This is a genomic window from Streptococcus sp. DD10, from assembly GCF_001578805.1.
Lineage (GTDB): Bacteria > Bacillota > Bacilli > Lactobacillales > Streptococcaceae > Streptococcus.
In genome coordinates this window covers 146,077-166,322 of sequence record NZ_KQ969160.1, presented here as the reverse complement: position 1 = coordinate 166,322, position 20,246 = coordinate 146,077, and the positions used below count along the sequence as shown (strand labels likewise).

The following is a 20,246-nucleotide window of genomic DNA, read 5'->3' as shown; positions in this document are numbered from 1 at the left end:
TCTAGCACGATAGTGTGAATAAGGGAGGACCGGTTCTAGTGTATCAGTCCTCTCTTTTTATGGTTATAATAATATATAAGTTATAAGGAGTCGTATGGCCTTTTCAACAGAGTCGGAACAAATCCGAAAATTCGAAAACGATGAGGTTGCTCAGCACTATTTCGAAGTATTGAGAACCTTAATTTCAAAAAAATCGATTTTTGCTCAACAGATTGGTCTTAAGGAAGTAGCCACTTATCTGGGTGAGATTTTTACAGCAGCAGGAGCCAAGGTTACAGTTGATGAGTCTCATACAGCTCCTTTCGTAATAGCGAAGTTTTTCTCTACAAATCCACATGCTAAAACCATTATTTTTTATAATCATTATGATACGGTTCCTGCAGATGATGATCAGCCTTGGACGGATGACCCTTTCACCCTATCCGTTCATTATGGGACGATGTATGGACGTGGAGTTGATGATGATAAGGGGCATATTACAGCGCGGCTAACAGCTCTAAGAAAGTATATTCGTGAAAAAGGAGACCTGCCTGTAAACGTCACCTTTATTATCGAGGGAGCAGAAGAGTCAGCTTCGACTGATTTAGATAAGTATTTAGCCAAGTACAAAAAAGACTTGCGTGGAGCTGATTTGCTAGTATGGGAACAAGGAACTCGAAATAGCAAGGGAGAACTAGAAATATCAGGTGGCAATAAAGGAATTGTTACCTTTGATATGGTAGTCAAAAGTGCAAACGTGGATATTCATTCTAGCTATGGAGGAGTGGTTGATTCAGCATCGTGGTACTTGCTTAATGCCTTATCAAGCCTGAGAGATAAAGAAGGACGTATCCTTGTTGAGGGGTTATATGAACTAGTACAGGAACCCAATGAGAGAGAATTAGCTCTTATTAAGAAATATGCCAATAAAACAGCTGGAGATGTGACAGAGATCTATGGTCTGACACTACCGACTTTAAAGGAAGAGCGAACGGAGTTTTTGAAACGATTTTATTTTGAACCTGCTCTCAATATCGAAGGTATTAGTACGGGTTACCAGGGGCAGGGAGTGAAGACAATTTTACCAGCAGAAGCAAGTGCAAAGTTAGAAATGCGCTTGGTACCTGGTTTGGAGCCACAAGTTGTTTTAGATAAGTTAAGTGAACAATTGGAGAAAAACGGTTTTAATCAGATAGAGTTGATTTATACTTTGGGAGAGATGAGCTATCGAAGTGATATGAGTGCTCCTTCCATTCTTACCGTTATTGAGTTGGCTAAGAAATTTTACAAAGAGGGAGTATGCGTTCTTCCAACAACTGCGGGGACAGGTCCGATGCATACCGTTTTCCATGCTCTACGAGTTCCTATGGTTGCGTTTGGAATTGGGAATGCTAATAGTCGTGACCATGGAGGAGATGAAAATGTAAAAATTTCAGATTACTATACCCATATTGAACTGATTAAGGAGTTGATTGCAAGTTATGAATAGAGAGATTATCAAATTAGACCATATTGATGTGACTTTTCAACAGAAAAGGAGACAAATCCAAGCAGTTAAAGATGTGACAATTCACATTAATGAGGGAGATATTTATGGAATTGTTGGATATTCGGGGGCAGGAAAATCGACGTTGGTACGTGTTATCAACCTCCTCCAAGTGCCATCTGCTGGAACGATAACGGTAGATGATGATGTTATTTATCAAGATAAGGTGACCTTGTCAGCTTCCCAATTACGTGAAAAACGTCGTGATATTGGAATGATTTTTCAGCATTTTAACCTGATGGCACAATTGACTGCTGAAGAGAATGTCGTTTTTGCTTTGAAGCATTCTGATTTATCGAAAGAAGAGAAAAAAAGAAAGTAGCTAAATTACTAGATTTAGTTGGTTTATCAGATCGAGCGGATAACTATCCTGCTCAATTATCAGGTGGTCAGAAACAACGGGTTGCGATTGCGCGTGCTTTGGCCAATGACCCCAAAATCTTGATTTCAGATGAGTCAACCTCTGCTTTAGATCCTAAAACGACGAAACAAATTTTGGGATTGCTTCAAGACCTCAACCAAAAGTTGGGATTAACTATTGTATTGATTACACATGAAATGCAAATTGTCAAAGATATTGCTAATCGTGTGGCGGTAATGCAAGATGGAGAACTAATTGAAGAAGGTTCTGTTTTAGATATTTTTTCAAACCCTAAAAATGATTTGACACAAGATTTTATTACAACTGCTACTGGTATTGATGAAGCTATGGTAAAAATCAATCAACAGGATATTGTTAAAGAATTACCTGCTGGTTCGATATTAGCTCATCTCAAGTATGCAGGATCGGTTACAGATACGGCGATCATGAGTGATATTTATAAGCAATATCAGGTTTCAGCAAATATCTTGCATGCTAATATTGAAATCTTAGATCATACACCTGTAGGTGAGTTGGTTGTGATTTTATCAGGAGAAGGAGAGAATCTAAAAATGGCACAAGCTGATTTGCAGGCGGCTGGGGTGACTATCCGTGTTTTAAAAGGAGGAAGTAAATAATGATAGAGTTGATTCAGACATATTTACCCAATGTTTACAAAATGGGTTGGGTAGGCCAAGCTGGCTGGGGGACAGCAATTTATCTAACTCTTTATATGACCTTTGTTTCTTTTGTGGTTGGTGGTATTTTAGGCTTGGTGGCGGGCTTATTACTTGTTTTAACAGCTCCTGGCGGTATTATCGAAAACAAAGTTGTTTTTCAAATCCTAGACAAGATTACCTCAATCTTTCGTGCCATACCCTTTATTATCTTACTAGCCCTAATCAATCCCTTTACTCGTATGATTGTAGGTACAGGAATTGGTCCAACTGCTGCACTGGTCCCCTTGTCATTAGCAGTTTTTCCATTTTTTGCACGTCAGGTACAGGTGGTGCTTTCGGAGTTGGACCGTGGCGTTATCGAAGCTGCACAAGCTAGCGGTGCAACTTTTTGGGATATCGTTGGTGTCTATTTACGTGAAGGGCTTCCTGATTTAATTCGAGTAACAACTGTCACACTGATTTCCCTTATTGGTGAAACGGCGATGGCTGGTGCTATTGGAGCTGGAGGTTTGGGAAATGTAGCGATTACTTATGGTTATCAACGCTATAATCATGATGTGACAATCTTAGCAACGGTCCTAATCTTGATGTTGATTTTCCTAGTTCAATTTACAGGAGACTTTTTGACACGTGAACTTAGTCACCGCTAGTTTTTCGTACTATTTGCAATAAAAACCAAGGAATGAAAAATAGTGAAATTGGTCAAGTAAATGAAGTTCTGCTTACTAAGTAAAGTAGCTTGGGGTACCTGTTGAGTAATCACCCGGTTTAGCATTGTTTTCAAGTTTTCTTTCCAAACAAATTGCATGGTGAACCAATGGTTTATTAAAATTCTTGTTTTAAGCAATGATTTTCCTATGTTTTGTTTATAAGCTCGAAAAATAGCTTAATGGGAGAAATAAGATGTCTTTTACTTGCAACATTAAACTTACAATAAAACGATAGAAATTGACGAAGCTGGGTCCTTTTCACCCAGCCTCACCTTTTTTATTTGTAGGAGTTTTCTACTCCCTGCTCCTTTATGGTAAAATAGAAAAAAGTAAGTATGGTCTTGTAATTAAAACAACATTTTAGAATTTTTAGAACTTTACTAAAATCTTTGTCGTGAACGAGAAGGAGAGAAGACAATGTTATTGAGTGAATTTGACAGCAATAAAAAAGCCATTATTAATCCCGAGGATTTACATGAAGGTGTGGAGGGCTTTCCTGAAGTAGCAGTGTCTTGTTTTGCAAGAACAACTTTTGAGAGAATGTTAGCCATGTTTCCACATGAAGAAGTCCAAAGGACTTCAATGGCGAATATAGAAATTCCCATCTATCGTCTGAAAATTGGTGATGAGGAAGTCGCTATTTTTAATAGTCCAGTAGGGGCTTCAGCTTGTATCGCAATTTTAGAGGATTTAATTGTATTTGGGATGAAAAAATTGGTTCTATTTGGAACTTGTGGTGTTTTGGATGAAGAAATCAAGGAAAGCTCAATTATCATTCCGATTAGTGCTCTTCGCGATGAAGGAACGAGTTTTCATTATATTGCTCCGAGCGATGAGATTGATGTTAATCAAGGAAGTATAGATGATTTCACAGATTTTCTAAAGCGGGCAGGCATCTCTTATACTATTGGAAAGGTGTGGACTACGGATGGGATTTATCGTGAAACAATAGGAAAACTTCGTTTACGAAAACAATCAGGAGCAATTTGTGTGGATATGGAGTGCTCAGCAGTGGCTGCCTTGGCAACCTTTCGTGGATTCGAATTATGTCAATTTTTTTATGCAGCGGATCATTTATCTGAAGGCAATTGGGATATGCGAAACTTGAGTAATCATGCCGATTTAGATGAAAAAGATAAGATAGCCCTCCTTGCGTTAGAATTTGCCCTCTCTTGGAAAAAAGGATAAAAAATGAAAAAAACTATCATCGAATTTAACAATTTTTCTTTTCAGTATCAGGTGCAAATGGAACCAACGCTGAAAAATATCAACCTAAGGATTTATGAGGGTGAGAAGGTTTTAATAGTGGGGCCATCGGGTTCTGGGAAATCGACTCTTGGTCAGTGTTTAAATGGGTTGATTCCTAATATCTATAAAGGACAAGCCAGTGGAGACTTTCTGATTAAAGGGCAGTCGGCTTTTGAAACTAGTATTTATGATAAGTCTAGCTTGGTTAGTACTGTTTTGCAGGATACAGATGGTCAATTTATCGGTCTTAGTGTGGCTGAAGATTTGGCATTTGCCTTAGAGAATGACATGATAAACTTACCTGAAATGAAAGCAAAAGTCAGAGATTGGTCTGAACGCTTAGACTTAACAACTTTACTGACTCATCGTCCGCAAGATTTATCAGGAGGACAGAAACAGAGGGTGAGTTTAGCTGGCATCCTAATTGATGAGAGTCCGATTTTACTTTTTGATGAGCCTCTGGCAAATCTTGATCCTAAGTCTGGTCAGGATACGATTGAATTGATTGAACAGCTACACCGAGAAGGTAGGACGACAACAATTATTATCGAGCATCGTTTAGAGGATGTCCTGCATTGTCCAGTTGATCGTATTGTCTTGATTGCAGACGGGGAAATTGCATTTAACGGCAGTCCCAATCAACTGTTAGGTAAAACTATTTTAGAAGAAAACGGAATTCGAGAGCCACTTTATATCACGACTCTTCGTCAGCTAGGATATCAAGTAGAAAAAATGAAAACCCTAGCAAATGTAGAACATTTAGAACTGAGAAGGCAGGAATTCGACTTGACTCCCATGATTGGAACTAAGAAAAAGAAATTTGCACCTTTGTTGGACTTAGAAGGAATTTCTTTTGGTTACGAAAAAGACTTGATTTTAAAGAATGTTCAGTTGAGTATCCCTAAAGGTCAGCGCTTGGCTATTGTTGGAAAAAATGGGGCAGGAAAATCGACACTTGCTAAGGCCATCTGTGGTTTTATTCAGACAAAAGGAGAGTATCGATGGCAAGGGCAGGATATAAAGGGAGACTCTATCAAAGAAAGGGCCGAGCGGATTGGTTATGTCTTGCAAAATCCGAATCAGATGATTTCTTGTTCGATGATTTTTGATGAAGTGGCTCTAGGACTTCGTTTACGAGGTATGGAAGAAAATGAGATAGAAGAAAGAGTACACAATGTGTTGAAAACTTGTGGACTTTACGAGATGAGAAAGTGGCCAATTTCTGCCCTATCTTTTGGACAAAAAAAGAGAGTAACCATTGCTTCTATTTTGGTTTTGGATCCAGAAATTATTCTTTTAGATGAACCAACTGCCGGTCAGGATCAGAGAAATTATACTGAGATTATGAACTTTTTAGATCAACTAAACGAGAACGGGCACACGATTGTCATGATTACGCATGATATGCAATTGATGTTGGATTACTCGGACCGAGCCGTGGTTGTGACAGATGGAAAGATTATAGGTGATTTATCTCCTGCAGAACTCTTGACCCGGCCAGATTTACTTGAAAAAGCCAATCTGAGAGAAACTTCTATCTTTACTCTTGCCAAGAAGTTAGGAGTTGATCCCTTGGCTTTGACCGAGTTTTATATGCGTGAAAGGAGTAGTCATGAATCCTAAATTAATCGGTTACCATGAAGGAGAGAGTTTTCTTCATAGGCTATCGGGTGCTAGCAAACTTCTCTTTTTTATCCTAGTTTCAACAGCTGCCATGATTAGTTATGACACTCGTTTGTTACTGGTGATAGGTTTGGGTTCCTTGTTGTTATTTAAAATTTCGGGAATACGGTATCGAGATATTTCCTTTGTTTTGGTTTTTGCTCTTTTGTTTGCAGTCTTAAATGTAGCAACCATTTATCTCTTTGCTCCCCAATATGGAACAGAGATTTATGGGAAAAATACCGTATTATTTCATGGATTGGGAAGTTATAACCTGACTCAACAGGAGCTATTTTATCTTTTTAATTTAATTCTTAAATATATTTGTACGATTCCACTGGCTATTATTTTTTTGATGACAACTCATCCAAGTCAGTTTGCTTCTAGTTTGAATCAAATTGGACTGTCTTATAAAGTTGCTTATTCTGTTAGCTTGACCCTTCGTTACATTCCTGATTTGCAGGAAGAATTTTTTACCATAAAAACAGCTCAAGAAGCGCGTGGTCTAGAGTTATCTCAAAAAGCGAAATTGTTAGATCGGATTAAAGGAAACTTACAAATCATTACACCGTTAATTTTTAGTTCTCTAGAACGGATAGAAAGTATTTCGACAGCTATGGAATTACGCCGTTTTGGTAAAAATAAAAAACGCACCTGGTATCAGTACCAAGCACTTAGTCGGAATGATTATATCGTTTTGCTGATATCAGTATTGCTTCTAATGGCTAGTTTTTTGTTAATGGCTTTAAATGAGGGACGGTTTTATAATCCTTGGAGGTAGAAATGAAACAGATTGCTTTAGTAACGGGTGCTTCAGCGGGTTTTGGGGAGGCTATTAGTCGAAGGTTAGTAGCAGACGGAGTACAGGTCATCGGTGCTGCTCGTCGATTCGAGAAATTGAAGGATTTACAGGCTGAGCTAGGAGAAGCTTTCTACCCTCTGCAGTTGGATGTGAGCAGCCTTACTAGTGTGAATCAAGCTTTTAACAGTCTACCAGAGAGTTGGTCTCAAATTGATATCTTAGTGAATAATGCAGGTCTAGCTTTGGGATTAGATCCAGCTTTTGAGGCAGACTTCACCGACTGGATGACGATGATTCAGACCAATATCATCGGTCTGACTTATCTGACTCGGAAACTATTACCTCAGATGGTAGAGCGAGATAGTGGTTTTATCATCAACCTTGGTTCGACAGCTGGTACCGTTCCTTATCCTGGGGCAAATGTCTACGGTGCTAGTAAAGCCTTTGTCAAGCAGTTTTCCCTCAATTTACGGGCAGATTTAGCTGGTAAGCACATTCGTGTAACAACCATCGAGCCTGGATTGTGCGAGGGAACAGAGTTTTCAAATATTCGTTTTAAAGGAGATGAGCAGCGAGTGGAGAATCTCTATAGAGGAGCCCATGCCATTCAAGCAGAAGATATCGCTAATACCATCGCTTGGCTTATCGCCCAACCCCAACACCTCAATTTTAATCGAATCGAAATCATGCCTGTATCTCAGACCTTTGGCGCTCAGCCGGTGTATCGAGAAAAGTAGAAGAGTTTGGAAGTTTTACGAGTTAATTAGTGTAGAACTGCATTCAAATGAAGGATAAGAGCCAATTGTCTGTATACTTATTTCCTAAATGTATTTTATTTTTACAGTTGGGAGTAGTTCTAGTCTTGTGATGAAAATCATGAGACTTTTTAGTTTTACATGGAGATTTTCATACAGGAATTTTTTTCAATCTTATTTAACTAGATAGTGTTCTTTCTATTTCTATAATTTTTGAGAATAATTTATTTCTTGACAAACATATCGTCAAGCGATATAATTTGATTAATAATATATCGCTATACGATATAAAATAAATAAGGAGAAGACATGCCAGAAAGTAATCAACGAGGAGCTCTGACAGAAGCTGTTTATTATATTTTGTTAGTCTTGCAACGTCCTCTACATGGTTATGGGATGATGCAGGAGATTGATCGCTTGACCCAGGGGCGCGTCCAGCTAGGGCCAGGTACCCTTTATGGCGCTTTGACAACCCTGAACCAAAAGGGCTGGATTCGCCAAAGTGACCAGGTACAGGGAAAAGGAAAGAAAGAATATATCTTAACCCAGGAAGGGGTTGCGGTTTTAGCAGAGGAGATAAGACGGTTGCAGGAGTTATTAGAGTGTGCAAAAATTTATGAGGAGAAGATAAGATGATCAAAAAATATAAGTATTTTCTTGATGTTACTAAGGAAGAGGCTTGGCTCAATAGCATGGGATTACAGAAGTATAAACTCGTTAAGCATGACAATCTAGCCTATCAGTTTGAGCTTACAGACAAAATCTATCAGTATAAGATTTACTGGGAAAATCAATCTCTTCTACATTCTCTAAGTTCCGTTACTAGTCGAGAGCCTGATTTCATTGCATTTTTAGATGAGTTAGATATTACTGCAGTTCAATCATACGCTGGTCGTACTTATCTGATGAGAGAAGGCAGGGAGCCATTGGAGCTTTTCACAGATAAGAAGGAGCAAATTATCCAGTTCAAACGGGCCCGTAATTTCTATCGTATTATATGGTTTCCTACTCTGATATTTATTGTTAATACGATTTATTGCTTGTGGACAATTCTAGAAATGGGACAGTGGCAGGTAAGTTTATGGTTTTCCCTAGTTTTTAACGTGTTGACGATTAAGTCCCTTCTCATAGCTAGAAAATTTTCACAGAAGATGAAGGAATTAAGTAGAGGAAATAAGGATATGATCTAAGTGTGATGAAAAGTGGTTTCATGAGATGGGCCGATAGAGTTAGAGAGTCTCTAGTCTCTAGTTTTTAGGTTTTGCTGAGTAGTGGAATAATTTGGTTCAGCATTAAATGGAGCAATTCAGTGTTTAAAATTTTATAAGAATATCATTCTTTGTCGGATCGGTAATTGAAATAGTGGAATTTGGGCCGTAAGAAAGTATTTTGTATCCAAGAGAAATAAAGATTCTGCTATTTTTAAATATAAAGATTCGACGGTAATGGGATTTAAGTAATTTTGATGAACAGTTTTATGGTTTCTGAAGGGGAAATTCTTGCATTCCTTATTAGTAAAAAAAAATGGAGTTAGTGAAATGTTAAAAAAGTTCCCAGGAGACTGAGAACTTTTTTGTCGTTTATTCTTTACTTTCAAAAGGTAAAATCAAGTTGAGAAGAATTCCTGTTAAAGCAGACAAGGCAGTACCTGACAAAGTTACAGGACCAAGTTTTAGGATAGCTCCTCCGAGTCCAAGGACTAGCATAGCACTAGCAATGATGAGGTTACGCATTTGGCCAAAATCAACGCGTTCTTTAATCAAAACTTTGAGACCATTGCTTGCAATCACCCCATAAAGGAGGATAGACATACCACCCAAGACTGCGTTTGGAATGGTGGAAATGAGCGCTGTGAATTTTCCGAGGAAGCTAAGAGCTATGGCAATCAAAGCGGCATTTCGGATAACAGAGACAGAAGCGATACGTGTCATACCAATCACCCCTGTGTTTTCTCCGTAGGTTGTATTTGCAGGACCACCAAGAAAGGCTGATACAGAAGTAGCTACCCCATCTCCAAGAAGGGTACGATGAAGTCCTGGTTCTTTGAGGAAAGGTCGACCACAAATTTGGCTAAGGACAGTATGATCTCCAATATGCTCAGAAATCGTTACGATAGCGATTGGCAAGATGGCAATGGTCTCTGCACCGAAGTAGAGGCGGTATTCTTTGAAAGCACCACCAGTACTAAAAGGAAAGTAAAATCCAGGAATTTCAAACCAGTTTGCCTTAAGTACTGGTGTGAAGTCCACTAATCCAAGAAAAACAGCGAAGACATAACCTCCAATAATTGCAAAGAGGAAGGGGATGATTTTTAAGAACCCTTTCCCTTTAGTGTTGATGAAGGCTGCGATAAGAAAGGTTACAGCAGCAACTAAGGCATGTTTCCAATCTCCGTCAGCAACAAGTCCCGCATTGGTGACAGCAGAGTTAGCAAGCCCTAGCCCAATAACGATAATCATAGGACCGATGACAATAGGTGGTAGTAATTTGTCAATCCAACCTGTTCCAGCAAATTTAACAGAGGCAGCGACAATCACGTAGATGAGTCCTGTTAAGATGACACCGGTCTGTGCGGCAGAAACATCTCCTCCCATTTCTTTCATAGCTAAAGCCATAGCGGTAATAAAGGCAAAGGAAGAACCAAGATATACAGGAACTTTGAACCCCGTGCTAATCATGTAAATGAGCGTACCAACCCCAGAAGCAAAAAGGGCAACGGATACTGGCATTCCCAAGATTAAAGGAACAAGGATGGTCGCACCAAACATGGCGAAAACGTGCTGAAAGCTCAGCAAGAGCCCCTTGCCAAGAGAAGGACGTTCGTGGACGTCTAGAAGTAAATCAACAGATGAATCTTTCATGTAAACCTCACTTTAGGGCAGCAAAAAAGAGCCCATTTATTTTATAGCAACAGGCTCCAGATTTTTAGTCATTATACTATTTTGTTGGTTTGAAAATATCTTACCAGTTATAAAATAGTTCAAAGACTTTAACAGGTCTGGGTCTTTGCCACCTCACAGGATAGCATTAAAAACCTTTGCTTGTAGTAGTATAGCAGAAAAAAATGATTTTGTAAATCATTTTTTTTCTGAGCCGTAAAATAGAAAAGCGAGGTATGATTTTGTACTGACCCCAAAAAGTTAGATTTTTTCTGTCTAACTTTTTGGGTGCAGTGCCTTTGTCCAGCTTTTTTATTTTATTCTCCAAATTCGTAGAGGGCAGTTGAGAGGTAGCGTTCTCCGTTATCTGGTGTTAAGGCTAGTACTTTTTTCCCCTTACCAAGTTTTTTAGCAAGTTCAATTGCACCATAAATAGATGCAGCAGATGAGATACCTACAAGGAAACCTTCAGCACCACCAATGTTGCGACCTAACTGGAGAGCTTGCTCGGATGTAACTCGGATTACGCCATCATAAGAGTCAGTATCTAGTGTATCAGGAATAAATCCAGCTGAGATCCCTTGAATCTTGTGTGGACCAGGTTTCTCACCTGATAGGATTGCCGATTCATCAGCTTCAACAGCATAGACTTTGATGTCAGTATTTGCTTGTTTGAGAGCGTGTGAAACACCTGAAACAGTTCCACCAGTTCCAACTCCTGCAACAAATGCATCTAACCCATCTGTACCGAAAGCTTCAAGAATTTCTTGACCTGTTGTGCGTTCGTGTACTTCTGGATTGGCTGGATTGTTGAACTGTAGTGGAAGAAATCCGTTACGTTCTGCTGCGATTGCTTGAGCCTTAGCAATCGCACCTTTCATTCCTTCGCTTCCAGGTGTTAAGACGAGTTCAGCACCATAGGCTTGGATAATCTTACGACGTTCCACACTCATTGTTTCAGGCATGACAATGACAACCTTATAGCCTTTGGCTGCTCCGACCCAAGAAAGGCCGATACCTGTGTTTCCACTCGTTGCTTCTACGATAGTATCTCCTTCTTTAAGAAGTCCGTCTGCTTCAGCTTTTTCAATCATACTGAGCGCGATACGGTCTTTAACAGATGAACCTGGGTTAAAAGCTTCCAGTTTTACATATACTTCAGCGGCATCCTCTGGAACCAATCGATTGAGTTTTACGATAGGGGTTTGTCCAATTAATTCTGTAATATTGTTATAAATGGCCATTCTAGTACCTCTTTTATTTATGATATTTTAAGTATATCGCGATTCGAAATCTTTGTAAAATATAAAAATCCTATCGCAACGATAGGATTTTTATATATCACTAATCTAGCCCATTGATGCGCAAGCGATTCTGATAAGCAAGGTTGAAGAGGTAGGTATAGAGCGGGATAATATCTGTTTTTTTAGGGAATTCGAATTGATGGGTTAGAGAGTGTTCAGTGTGCGCTTTTAAAAAGACATTGTCTAAGTATGTAATGGTGATCTCACTGTCATCAATTCCAGCGCCAGCTGTTTCCATTTCGACATTGACAATGGTCATCAAGAAGATTGACTTGATAGAGACTTTTTGTCCAGTTACTCCTTGTTTATCTGTAAAGATTATTCGAATATTCGTGAAGATAATTGAGTCACGAATGAGCTTGTAGCCACTTTGAATCTCTTCTCCTTCTAGCAAATATTGTCCGTATTCTTTTAGAAGTGTTTCTCGATTTTGTTCGCTAAAATTACCAGCGATTCCTTGAAGTAAATTTCCAAATACCATGATATTCCTTTCTTTATACGAGGTTTATAGGGACTTCAACTTCTCGTAACCCTTGATTTGTTATTGTAATTTTCCCATTGAAAAATTCAATCAGTTGTGATTGGATAGTTTCCTTGTTTTCTTTATCGACAAAGAGAGTTGTTTCAACCTGATCGGTAAAGCTAGTATCTAGTTCCATCAGATTTTGTTCTTTGAGAAAATTATTGTAGTCTTGATACTGAGCGTAGGACATTTGAATAAGAAGTCCTGCTTGTTCCTTGATTTCTATCAGGCCGATTTCTTTGACGGCTAAGGCGACACTCCCGGCGTAGGCACGAATAAGACCTCCCGCTCCCAATTTGATGCCTCCAAAATAGCGAGTTACGACTACACAAACGTTCGTCAGCTTGTGATTTTCTAAGACTCCTAGCATGGGAACTCCTGCTGTTCCGCTAGGCTCTCCATCATCACTCGTTCGTTTGATCTCACTTTGTTCTCCAATAATAAAAGCGGAGCAGTTATGGTTAGCCTTATAGTGTTCTTTTTTTATACTGGTGATGAAGGATCTTGCTTCATCTTCTGTGTAAACTCGTTTGACATGACAGATGAATCGTGATTTTTTAATTTCCTCTTGGACGGAACCGTCTGTTTGAATGGTTTTATAGTACATGCCTTCATTTTACTAAAATTTTTTTAAAAGTTCTAGCTTTTTATGAAAAAACAGTTCTTTCCGTAGTGAAAGTTTTAGACGGGAAAGCTACTGAACAAGCTGTTTCATTTGTAGAAATTATGGTATAATGGGAGTGTTATCACAAACAGGTTTCATTTGCCTGGAAAGGAAAAGTTATGTCTGAAAAGAATTTTTATATTACAACGCCAATCTACTATCCATCTGGAAAACTCCATATTGGTTCAGCCTATACAACCATTGCCTGTGATGTCCTCGCTCGCTACAAACGCCTCATGGGTTACGATGTTTTTTATTTGACAGGTCTTGATGAGCACGGACAGAAGATCCAGCAAAAGGCAGAAGAAGCAGGCATCACGCCACAAGCTTATGTAGATGGGATGGCCGTTGGAGTGAAAGAACTCTGGCAATTACTCGATATCTCATATGATAAATTCATCCGTACGACAGACGATTACCATGAAGAAGTGGTGGCCCAAGTCTTTGAACGCTTGCTTGCGCAAGACGACATCTACCTAGGTGAGTACTCTGGCTGGTATTCAGTCTCTGATGAAGAGTTCTTTACAGAAAGCCAATTGGCTGAGGTATACCGTGATGAGAATGGCAAGGTCATCGGTGGGGTAGCCCCATCAGGCCATGAAGTAGAATGGGTTTCCGAAGAATCTTACTTCCTTCGCCTCAGCAAATACCAAGACCGTTTGGTTGAATTTTTCAAATCCCAACCGGACTTCATCACGCCAGATGGCCGTCTCAATGAAATGTTGAAAAACTTCATCGAGCCAGGTTTGGAAGATTTGGCAGTATCTCGGACCACCTTTACCTGGGGAGTTCCAGTTCCATCTAATCCAAAACACGTGGTCTATGTATGGATCGATGCCCTTCTTAACTATGTGACGGCTCTTGGTTACGGTCAAGAAGATCATGAAAACTTTGACAAGTTCTGGAACGGAACGGTCTTCCATATGGTCGGAAAAGACATCCTTCGTTTCCACTCCATCTACTGGCCTATCCTTCTCATGATGTTGGATATCAAATTGCCAGAACGTTTGATTGCCCATGGTTGGTTTGTCATGAAAGACGGCAAGATGTCTAAGTCTAAAGGGAATGTCATCTACCCAGAAATGTTGGTAGAACGCTTCGGTTTGGATCCACTCCGTTACTACCTCATGCGCAGTTTGCCAGTTGGTTCAGATGGTACCTTCACACCAGAAGACTACGTGGCTCGCATCAACTATGAATTGGCCAATGACCTTGGAAACCTCCTCAACCGGACGGTCGCCATGATCAATAAATACTTTGGTGGTCAAGTTCCAGCTTATGTTGAAAATGTCACAGCATTTGATGCTGATCTGGCTAAGGTAGTTGAAGAAAACATCGCTGAATACCACAAGCAAATGAACGCGGTGGATTACCCACGCGCTTTGGAAGCCGTATGGAACATCATCTCTCGGACCAACAAGTACATTGATGAGACAGCTCCTTGGATCCTCGCTAAAGAAGATGGTGACAAGGTACAATTGGCAGCGGTCATGGCTCACTTGGCAGCTAGCCTTCGTGTTGTGGCTCACTTGATCCAACCATTCATGATGAACACTTCAAATGCCATCATGGAACAGCTTGGCTTGGGCTTGGACTTTGATCTTGAAAACTTGACTTTAGCAGGCTTCCCTGAAAATGTCACAGTGGTGGCCAAAGGAACTCCAATCTTCCCACGTCTCGACATGGAAGAAGAAATTGCCTACATCCAATCTCAAATGACTGCTGGAAAACCACAAGAAAAAGAATGGATTCCAGAAGAAGTGGAACTCAAGTCTGAAAAAGACGAGATCAAATTTGAAGACTTTGACAAGGTTGAAATCCGTGTAGCAGAAGTCAAAGAAGTGGAACGCGTCGAAGGATCAGATAAATTGCTTCGCTTCCGCTTAGATGCAGGAGATGGCGAAGACCGTCAAATCCTCTCTGGTATCGCGAAATTCTATCCAAATGAACAAGAATTGGTCGGCAAGAAACTCCAAATCGTGGCCAACCTCAAACCACGTAAGATGATGAAGAAATATGTCAGCCAAGGTATGATCCTCTCAGCAGAACACGATGGCAACTTAACCCTCTTGACAGTGGATGCAAGTGTGCCGAATGGGGCAATTATCGGGTAACTGAGAGTGGCAAAAACGTTTTTTAAGAAAACTTCTTGCAATTCTTACTAAAACTTGCTACAATAGAGCCATTAGAGGTGTTTTGAATCCCACATTTTACAGAAAGTGGCGGTGCTGAGAAGTCCACACATGTGTCAAAACTGGTTGCTAATGGATGAAAATGAAAAATGAAATATAAATCTTTTTGTTTCCTTTTTAGGACTAAACAGCGAGTTGCAGGCTGTACGGAAGTAGGCTAATGCGGGCTAACGACGTCTTAAAAGAGAAACAAGAAGAATAAAGTTGCGGGCTCTGCCCGAAATTGGGTGGTACCGCGGATTAAACACATTCGTCCCTGTCATGTAGATGGCAGGGCTTTTCTTTTGCGTCTTAGTCAAAGGGGGTTGTCATGAAGCAATCTTTTAAAACAAGTAAACTCTACTATGGTTTTCCTATCTTTATTTTAGGCTATCAGGACCAGAACTTTGGACACAATATCACGACTTGCAGTTCCTCTTATAGCCTAGGAGATTGGCTAGTCATTGGTGTTGGATCTGAGGAAAATGCGGCTGAGCAAATCAAGCATTATCAACAGTTCACGGTGAACATACCTGATGAAAACCTCATGCTTGAGATGGAACAGGCTGGTTTTATTAGCCACCGAGAAAAGTTGGGACACTTGGGGCTAGACTATGAGATTTCTGAACGGACTCAGGCACCGATTTTGGATGCTTGTCCCCTTGTTTTGGACTGTCAGGTAGATAGGATTATCGAGGAAGACGGCATCTGCCATATCTTTGCCAAGATTCTCGAGCGCTTGGTGGGACCTGAACTTCTGGATGACAAAGGGCATTTTCGTAATGATATCTTTGCGCCGACTTACTTTATGGGGGATGGTCATCAGCGTGTTTATCGTTATCTAGATGACCGCGTCGATTCCATGGGAAGCTTTATCAAGAAAGCGAGGAAGAAGGATGACAAGAGCTGAACTGCCTCAACGAATCGAAACGGAGCGTCTCATCTTGCGAGTCCGTACAGTGGCGGATGCTGAGGATATCCATGCCTACGCTAGTCTCCCAGAGGTCGCCTATCCAGCAGCATTTCCACCTGTCAAGACCTTGGAAGATGAGATTTATTATCTAGAGCATATCCTTCCTGAGCGCAATCAAAAGGACAATCTCCCAGCTGGCTATGGAATTGTGGTCAAAGGGATCGATACAATCATCGGCTCTGTTGACTTCAACCATCGTCACGAAGACGATGTGCTAGAACTTGGCTATACCTTGCACCCCGACTATTGGGGTCGAGGCTATGTACCAGAAGCAGCGCGTGCCTTGATTGACCTAGCTTTTAAAGAACTTGATCTTCACAAGATTGAACTGACTTGCTTTGGGTATAACCTTCAAAGTCAACGAGTTGCAGAGAAACTTGGCTTTACCCTTGAAGCACGCATAAGAGACCGTAAAGATACCCAAGGCAATCGGTGTGACAGTCTGATATATGGCTTGCTAAAGAGTGAGTGGGAGGTGATTTGATGCATCTTTTCATCATTGGGGCTCCGGCCTCAGGAAAAATGACCGTTGGTCAAGAATTATCTCGACTGACGGATGCTACTCTCTTTTATAACCATCAAGCCATCGATTTTGCACTGGAAATCTATCAGGACTTTACAGAGGAAATGTGGGAATTTGTTCGTGGAATTACCTTTTCTTTCCTTGGAGCTAGTGCTAGAAATCAGCGATATGTGATTTTAACAGACGTGATTGATTTTTCAAATCAGTACCAGCTGCTGTATTTGAAGCAAATTCAGGATTTGTTGGATGACTATCATCAAGAGATTCTTTTTGTGGAGTTGGAAACAAGTCTTGAAGAGCGTTTACGTCGAAATCGAACGGAGAATCGATTAAAGCACAAACCCTTAAAACGGTATATTGAGACATCTGAAAGAGAAATTTTGGAGACTGCTGAAACACTTCAATTAAATTCCCAACATCAACCGAATGAGTTGTACCACTACCTTAAAATAAATAATACGAATCTGTCTGCAGAAGAGGTTGCTAAGCAGATTCAAGATAAAATGAATACAATAGAGAAAGGACAAACACATGTCTAAAGAACTTTCACCTAAATACAATCCAGCCGAGGTTGAGGCTGGTCGTTACCAAAAATGGCTTGATGCCGATGTTTTCAAACCTTCAGGCGATCAAAAGGCGAAGCCTTATTCGATCGTGATTCCACCACCAAACGTAACTGGGAAACTCCACCTTGGTCACGCTTGGGATACGACTCTCCAAGATATCATTATCCGTCAAAAACGCATGCAAGGGTTTGACACGCTTTGGCTTCCAGGGATGGACCACGCGGGGATTGCGACTCAGGCTAAGGTTGAGGAGCGCTTGCGTGGTGAAGGCATTTCCCGCTATGACCTTGGTCGTGAGTCTTTCTTGACTAAAGTCTGGGAATGGAAAGACGAATATGCCACTACCATCAAGGAACAATGGGGCAAGATGGGTCTCTCTGTAGACTACTCTCGTGAGCGTTTCACCCTTGACGAAGGTTTGTCAAAAGCCGTTCGCAAGGTCTTTGTGGACCTTTACAAGAAAGGCTGGATCTACCGTGGTGAATTTATCATCAACTGGGACCCAGCAGCTCGCACAGCCCTTTCTGATATCGAAGTAATCCACAAGGACGTCGAAGGTGCCTTCTACCACATGAACTACATGCTAGAAGACGGCTCACGGGTCCTTGAAGTTGCGACCACTCGTCCTGAGACCATGTTTGGGGACGTTGCGGTTGCGGTCAATCCAGAAGATCCACGTTACAAGGACTTGATCGGTAAAAATGTTATCCTTCCAATCGCTAATAAATTGATTCCAATCGTTGGGGACGAGCACGCGGACCCTGAGTTTGGTACGGGTGTCGTGAAAATCACACCTGCCCACGATCCAAACGACTTCTTGGTCGGTCAACGCCACAACTTGCCACAAGTCAATGTCATGAACGATGACGGAACCATGAATGACTTGGCCTTCGAATTTGCTGGCATGGATCGTTTTGAAGCTCGTAAGGCCGTCGTTGCCAAGTTGGAAGAAATCGGTGCCCTCGTTAAAATCGAAAAACGGGTCCACTCTGTTGGTCACTCAGAACGTACAGGTGTTGTGGTGGAACCACGCCTGTCTACACAATGGTTCGTCAAGATGGACCAATTGGCCAAGAATGCCATTGCCAACCAAGATACAGACGACAAGGTAGAATTTTACCCACCTCGCTTCAATGATACCTTCCTTCAATGGATGGAAAATGTCCATGACTGGGTCATCTCTCGTCAGCTCTGGTGGGGTCACCAGATCCCCGCTTGGTACAATGCGGAAGGGGAGATGTATGTCGGTGAAGAAGCTCCAGAAGGTGACGGCTGGACTCAGGACGAAGATGTCTTGGATACTTGGTTCAGTTCTGCTCTTTGGCCATTCTCAACCATGGGCTGGCCTGATGTCGACTCAGAAGACTTCAAACGTTACTTCCCAACGTCAACCTTAGTAACAGGTTACGACATCATCTTCTTCTGGGTATCTCGCATGATCTTCCAATCTCTGGAATTCACAGGACGCCAACCATTCCAAAACGTTTTGATCCACGGTCTTATCCGTGACGAGCAGGGACGCAAGATGTCTAAGTCTCTTGGTAACGGAATTGACCCAATGGATGTGATCGAGAAATATGGTGCTGATGCCCTTCGTTGGTTCCTTTCAAATGGTTCTGCACCAGGCCAAGACGTGCGCTTCTCTTACGAGAAAATGGATGCTTCATGGAACTTCATTAACAAAATCTGGAACATCTCTCGCTACATCCTCATGAACAATGAAGGTTTGACCCTTGAGCAAGCAACAGCTAATGTAGAAAAAGTTGTTAACAAGGAAGCTGGAAATGTCACAGATCGCTGGATTCTCCACAACCTCAACGAAACGATCGGAAAAGCAACTGCTAACTTTGATAAGTTTGAGTTTGGTGTGGCTGGGCATATCCTCTACAACTTCATCTGGGACGAGTTTGCGGACTGGTACGTTGAGTTGACTAAGGAAGTCCTTTATAGCGATAACGAAGAAGAGAAAGTCATCACACGCTCAGTTCTCCTTTATACTTTAGACAAGATTCTTCGTCTCCTTCACCCAATCATGCCATTCGTGACAGAGGAAATCTTTGGACAAATCTCAGAAGGCTCTATCGTTACAGCAGCATACCCAACTGTCAACCCAGCCTTTGAAGACCTTGTAGCTCACACAGGTGTGGAAAGTCTCAAAGACTTGATCCGTGCGGTTCGGAATGCGCGTGCGGAAGTTAACGTAGCACCAAGCAAACCAATCACCATCCTTGTTAAGACCAGCGATAGTGATTTGGAAGCCTTCTTTAACAGCAATGTCAACTACATCAAACGCTTCACAAATCCAGAACACTTGGAAATCGCATCAACCATCCCTGCACCTGAACTCGCTATGTCAAGCGTCATCACAGGAGCAGAAATCTACTTGCCACTGGCAGACCTCCTCAATGTCGAAGAAGAACTGGCTCGTCTCGACAAGGAACTAGCTAAATGGCAAAAAGAACTGGATATGGTCGGCAAGAAGCTCTCTAACGAACGCTTCGTAGCCAATGCCAAACCAGAAGTCGTCCAAAAAGAACGCGACAAACAAGCCGACTACCAAGCGAAATACGATGCGACCGTAGCACGTATTGATGAGATGAAGAAGTTGGTGAAATAAACTATAAACCTCGGCAATTTGCTGAGGTTTTTGGTATAATGAAATCAATATCTATTGATGGAGAAAGTGATGTCTAAACACCCGCATTATGAATTGTTAAATTTAATTGGCTATGGTCTTGCCTGTACTGACCCCAAAAAGTTAGACAATTAATTTATCCAAAGGATTTAGTTCTGTATTGTACAGGGCTAAGTCCTTTTAGTTTTACCTTAATTCGTTTATTGTTGTAGTAATCAATATAGTCTACAATGGCTTGTTCCAATTGCTTAAGCGATTGAAATGA

General features: G+C 41.0%; 17 protein-coding genes and 3 pseudogenes. 15 read left to right on the top strand and 5 right to left on the bottom strand.

What is annotated here, in order from left to right:
* Nucleotides 1–94 precede the first annotated feature (94 nt).
* The 10 genes and pseudogenes from STRDD10_RS06185 (at nucleotide 95) to STRDD10_RS06140 (ending at nucleotide 8,933) form a co-directional block, all read left to right on the top strand.
* On the top strand, nucleotides 95–1,468 hold the full coding sequence (locus tag STRDD10_RS06185; RefSeq protein WP_067193984.1) for a M20/M25/M40 family metallo-hydrolase: 1,374 nt from the start codon (nucleotides 95–97) through the stop codon (nucleotides 1,466–1,468).
* Nucleotides 1,461–2,524 (top strand): annotated as a pseudogene (locus STRDD10_RS06180) (methionine ABC transporter ATP-binding protein). Before STRDD10_RS06185 ends, STRDD10_RS06180 begins: the two are co-directional and overlap by 8 nt.
* On the top strand, nucleotides 2,524–3,216 hold the full coding sequence (locus STRDD10_RS06175) for a methionine ABC transporter permease (RefSeq protein ID WP_067193982.1): 693 nt from the start codon (nucleotides 2,524–2,526) through the stop codon (nucleotides 3,214–3,216). Before STRDD10_RS06180 ends, STRDD10_RS06175 begins: the two are co-directional and overlap by 1 nt.
* A 477-nt stretch (nucleotides 3,217–3,693) precedes the next feature.
* Nucleotides 3,694–4,464, top strand: coding sequence for a nucleoside phosphorylase (locus tag STRDD10_RS06165; RefSeq protein WP_067193979.1), 771 nt, complete (start codon nucleotides 3,694–3,696; stop codon nucleotides 4,462–4,464).
* Between the two features lie 3 nt (nucleotides 4,465–4,467).
* A pseudogene (locus STRDD10_RS11890) lies at nucleotides 4,468–5,319 on the top strand (DUF3744 domain-containing protein); the annotation flags it as partial.
* A gap of 24 nt (nucleotides 5,320–5,343) precedes the next feature.
* A pseudogene (locus STRDD10_RS11885) lies at nucleotides 5,344–6,147 on the top strand (energy-coupling factor ABC transporter ATP-binding protein); the annotation flags it as partial.
* Entirely contained in the window at nucleotides 6,137–6,967 is an 831-nt protein-coding gene (locus STRDD10_RS06155) for an energy-coupling factor transporter transmembrane component T family protein (RefSeq protein WP_067193976.1), read from the top strand. The pseudogene STRDD10_RS11885 and the gene STRDD10_RS06155, both read left to right, overlap by 11 nt.
* Before the next feature lie 2 nt (nucleotides 6,968–6,969).
* Entirely contained in the window at nucleotides 6,970–7,725 is a 756-nt protein-coding gene (locus STRDD10_RS06150; protein WP_067193974.1) for an SDR family NAD(P)-dependent oxidoreductase, read from the top strand.
* Nucleotides 7,726–8,052: 327 nt separating this feature from the next.
* Entirely contained in the window at nucleotides 8,053–8,379 is a 327-nt protein-coding gene (locus STRDD10_RS06145) for a PadR family transcriptional regulator (protein WP_067193972.1), read from the top strand.
* Nucleotides 8,376–8,933 carry a DUF2812 domain-containing protein gene (locus STRDD10_RS06140; RefSeq protein WP_067193970.1) on the top strand — a complete coding sequence of 186 codons (558 nt, stop codon included), beginning with the start codon at nucleotides 8,376–8,378 and terminating at the stop codon, nucleotides 8,931–8,933. Before STRDD10_RS06145 ends, STRDD10_RS06140 begins: the two co-directional genes overlap by 4 nt.
* 390 nt (nucleotides 8,934–9,323) lie before the next feature.
* Here STRDD10_RS06140 and STRDD10_RS06135 read toward each other — a convergent pair whose 3' ends face one another.
* From STRDD10_RS06135 to STRDD10_RS06120, 4 genes are all read right to left on the bottom strand, one after another.
* A complete protein-coding gene (locus tag STRDD10_RS06135; RefSeq protein ID WP_067193968.1) occupies nucleotides 9,324–10,604 on the bottom strand; it encodes a uracil-xanthine permease family protein in 1,281 nt (426 codons plus the stop codon).
* A 335-nt stretch (nucleotides 10,605–10,939) separates the two neighbouring features.
* Entirely contained in the window at nucleotides 10,940–11,866 is a 927-nt protein-coding gene (cysK, locus tag STRDD10_RS06130; RefSeq protein ID WP_067193967.1) for a cysteine synthase A, read from the bottom strand.
* A gap of 100 nt (nucleotides 11,867–11,966) precedes the next feature.
* On the bottom strand, nucleotides 11,967–12,407 hold the full coding sequence (locus STRDD10_RS06125; protein ID WP_067193965.1) for a PH domain-containing protein: 441 nt from the start codon (nucleotides 12,405–12,407) through the stop codon (nucleotides 11,967–11,969).
* 13 nt (nucleotides 12,408–12,420) lie between these two features.
* Nucleotides 12,421–13,056 carry a YigZ family protein gene (locus STRDD10_RS06120; protein WP_067193963.1) on the bottom strand — a complete coding sequence of 212 codons (636 nt, stop codon included), beginning with the start codon at nucleotides 13,054–13,056 and terminating at the stop codon, nucleotides 12,421–12,423.
* 176 nt (nucleotides 13,057–13,232) lie between these two features.
* Here STRDD10_RS06120 and metG point away from each other — a divergent pair, with 176 nt between their 5' ends.
* The 5 genes from metG (at nucleotide 13,233) to STRDD10_RS06095 (ending at nucleotide 19,963) form a co-directional block, all read left to right on the top strand.
* On the top strand, nucleotides 13,233–15,227 hold the full coding sequence (gene metG, locus STRDD10_RS06115) for a methionine--tRNA ligase (RefSeq protein WP_067193962.1): 1,995 nt from the start codon (nucleotides 13,233–13,235) through the stop codon (nucleotides 15,225–15,227).
* A 388-nt stretch (nucleotides 15,228–15,615) separates the two neighbouring features.
* Nucleotides 15,616–16,194: a flavin reductase family protein gene (locus STRDD10_RS06110; protein ID WP_067193960.1), complete on the top strand. Its 579-nt coding sequence runs from the start codon at nucleotides 15,616–15,618 to the stop codon at nucleotides 16,192–16,194.
* Nucleotides 16,181–16,741: a GNAT family N-acetyltransferase gene (locus STRDD10_RS06105; RefSeq protein WP_067193958.1), complete on the top strand. Its 561-nt coding sequence runs from the start codon at nucleotides 16,181–16,183 to the stop codon at nucleotides 16,739–16,741. Before STRDD10_RS06110 ends, STRDD10_RS06105 begins: the two co-directional genes overlap by 14 nt.
* Nucleotides 16,741–17,319: an AAA family ATPase gene (locus STRDD10_RS06100; RefSeq protein WP_067193957.1), complete on the top strand. Its 579-nt coding sequence runs from the start codon at nucleotides 16,741–16,743 to the stop codon at nucleotides 17,317–17,319. Before STRDD10_RS06105 ends, STRDD10_RS06100 begins: the two co-directional genes overlap by 1 nt.
* Nucleotides 17,312–19,963 carry a valine--tRNA ligase gene (locus tag STRDD10_RS06095; RefSeq protein ID WP_067193955.1) on the top strand — a complete coding sequence of 884 codons (2,652 nt, stop codon included), beginning with the start codon at nucleotides 17,312–17,314 and terminating at the stop codon, nucleotides 19,961–19,963. Before STRDD10_RS06100 ends, STRDD10_RS06095 begins: the two co-directional genes overlap by 8 nt.
* A gap of 154 nt (nucleotides 19,964–20,117) precedes the next feature.
* Here STRDD10_RS06095 and STRDD10_RS10515 read toward each other — a convergent pair.
* The coding region (locus STRDD10_RS10515) for an IS3 family transposase (RefSeq protein ID WP_150858261.1) at nucleotides 20,118–20,246 on the bottom strand (129 nt) is incomplete at its 5' end.

Excerpts from the sequence above, each read along its gene's own strand:
- STRDD10_RS06110 (WP_067193960.1), top strand. The coding sequence starts at position 15,616 with ATGAAGCAATCTTTTAAAACAAGTAAACTCTACTATGGTTTTCCTATC.
- STRDD10_RS06125 (WP_067193965.1), bottom strand. The coding sequence starts at position 12,407 with ATGGTATTTGGAAATTTACTTCAAGGAATCGCTGGTAATTTTAGCGAA.
- cysK (WP_067193967.1), bottom strand. The coding sequence starts at position 11,866 with ATGGCCATTTATAACAATATTACAGAATTAATTGGACAAACCCCTATC.
- STRDD10_RS06185 (WP_067193984.1), top strand. The coding sequence starts at position 95 with ATGGCCTTTTCAACAGAGTCGGAACAAATCCGAAAATTCGAAAACGAT.
- STRDD10_RS06135 (WP_067193968.1), bottom strand. The coding sequence starts at position 10,604 with ATGAAAGATTCATCTGTTGATTTACTTCTAGACGTCCACGAACGTCCT.
- STRDD10_RS06095 (WP_067193955.1), top strand. The coding sequence starts at position 17,312 with ATGTCTAAAGAACTTTCACCTAAATACAATCCAGCCGAGGTTGAGGCT.
- STRDD10_RS06105 (WP_067193958.1), top strand. The coding sequence starts at position 16,181 with ATGACAAGAGCTGAACTGCCTCAACGAATCGAAACGGAGCGTCTCATC.
- STRDD10_RS06155 (WP_067193976.1), top strand. The coding sequence starts at position 6,137 with ATGAATCCTAAATTAATCGGTTACCATGAAGGAGAGAGTTTTCTTCAT.
- STRDD10_RS06140 (WP_067193970.1), top strand. The coding sequence starts at position 8,376 with ATGATCAAAAAATATAAGTATTTTCTTGATGTTACTAAGGAAGAGGCT.
- STRDD10_RS06120 (WP_067193963.1), bottom strand. The coding sequence starts at position 13,056 with ATGTACTATAAAACCATTCAAACAGACGGTTCCGTCCAAGAGGAAATT.
- STRDD10_RS06150 (WP_067193974.1), top strand. The coding sequence starts at position 6,970 with ATGAAACAGATTGCTTTAGTAACGGGTGCTTCAGCGGGTTTTGGGGAG.
- STRDD10_RS06100 (WP_067193957.1), top strand. The coding sequence starts at position 16,741 with ATGCATCTTTTCATCATTGGGGCTCCGGCCTCAGGAAAAATGACCGTT.
- STRDD10_RS06165 (WP_067193979.1), top strand. The coding sequence starts at position 3,694 with ATGTTATTGAGTGAATTTGACAGCAATAAAAAAGCCATTATTAATCCC.
- STRDD10_RS06145 (WP_067193972.1), top strand. The coding sequence starts at position 8,053 with ATGCCAGAAAGTAATCAACGAGGAGCTCTGACAGAAGCTGTTTATTAT.
- metG (WP_067193962.1), top strand. The coding sequence starts at position 13,233 with ATGTCTGAAAAGAATTTTTATATTACAACGCCAATCTACTATCCATCT.
- STRDD10_RS06175 (WP_067193982.1), top strand. The coding sequence starts at position 2,524 with ATGATAGAGTTGATTCAGACATATTTACCCAATGTTTACAAAATGGGT.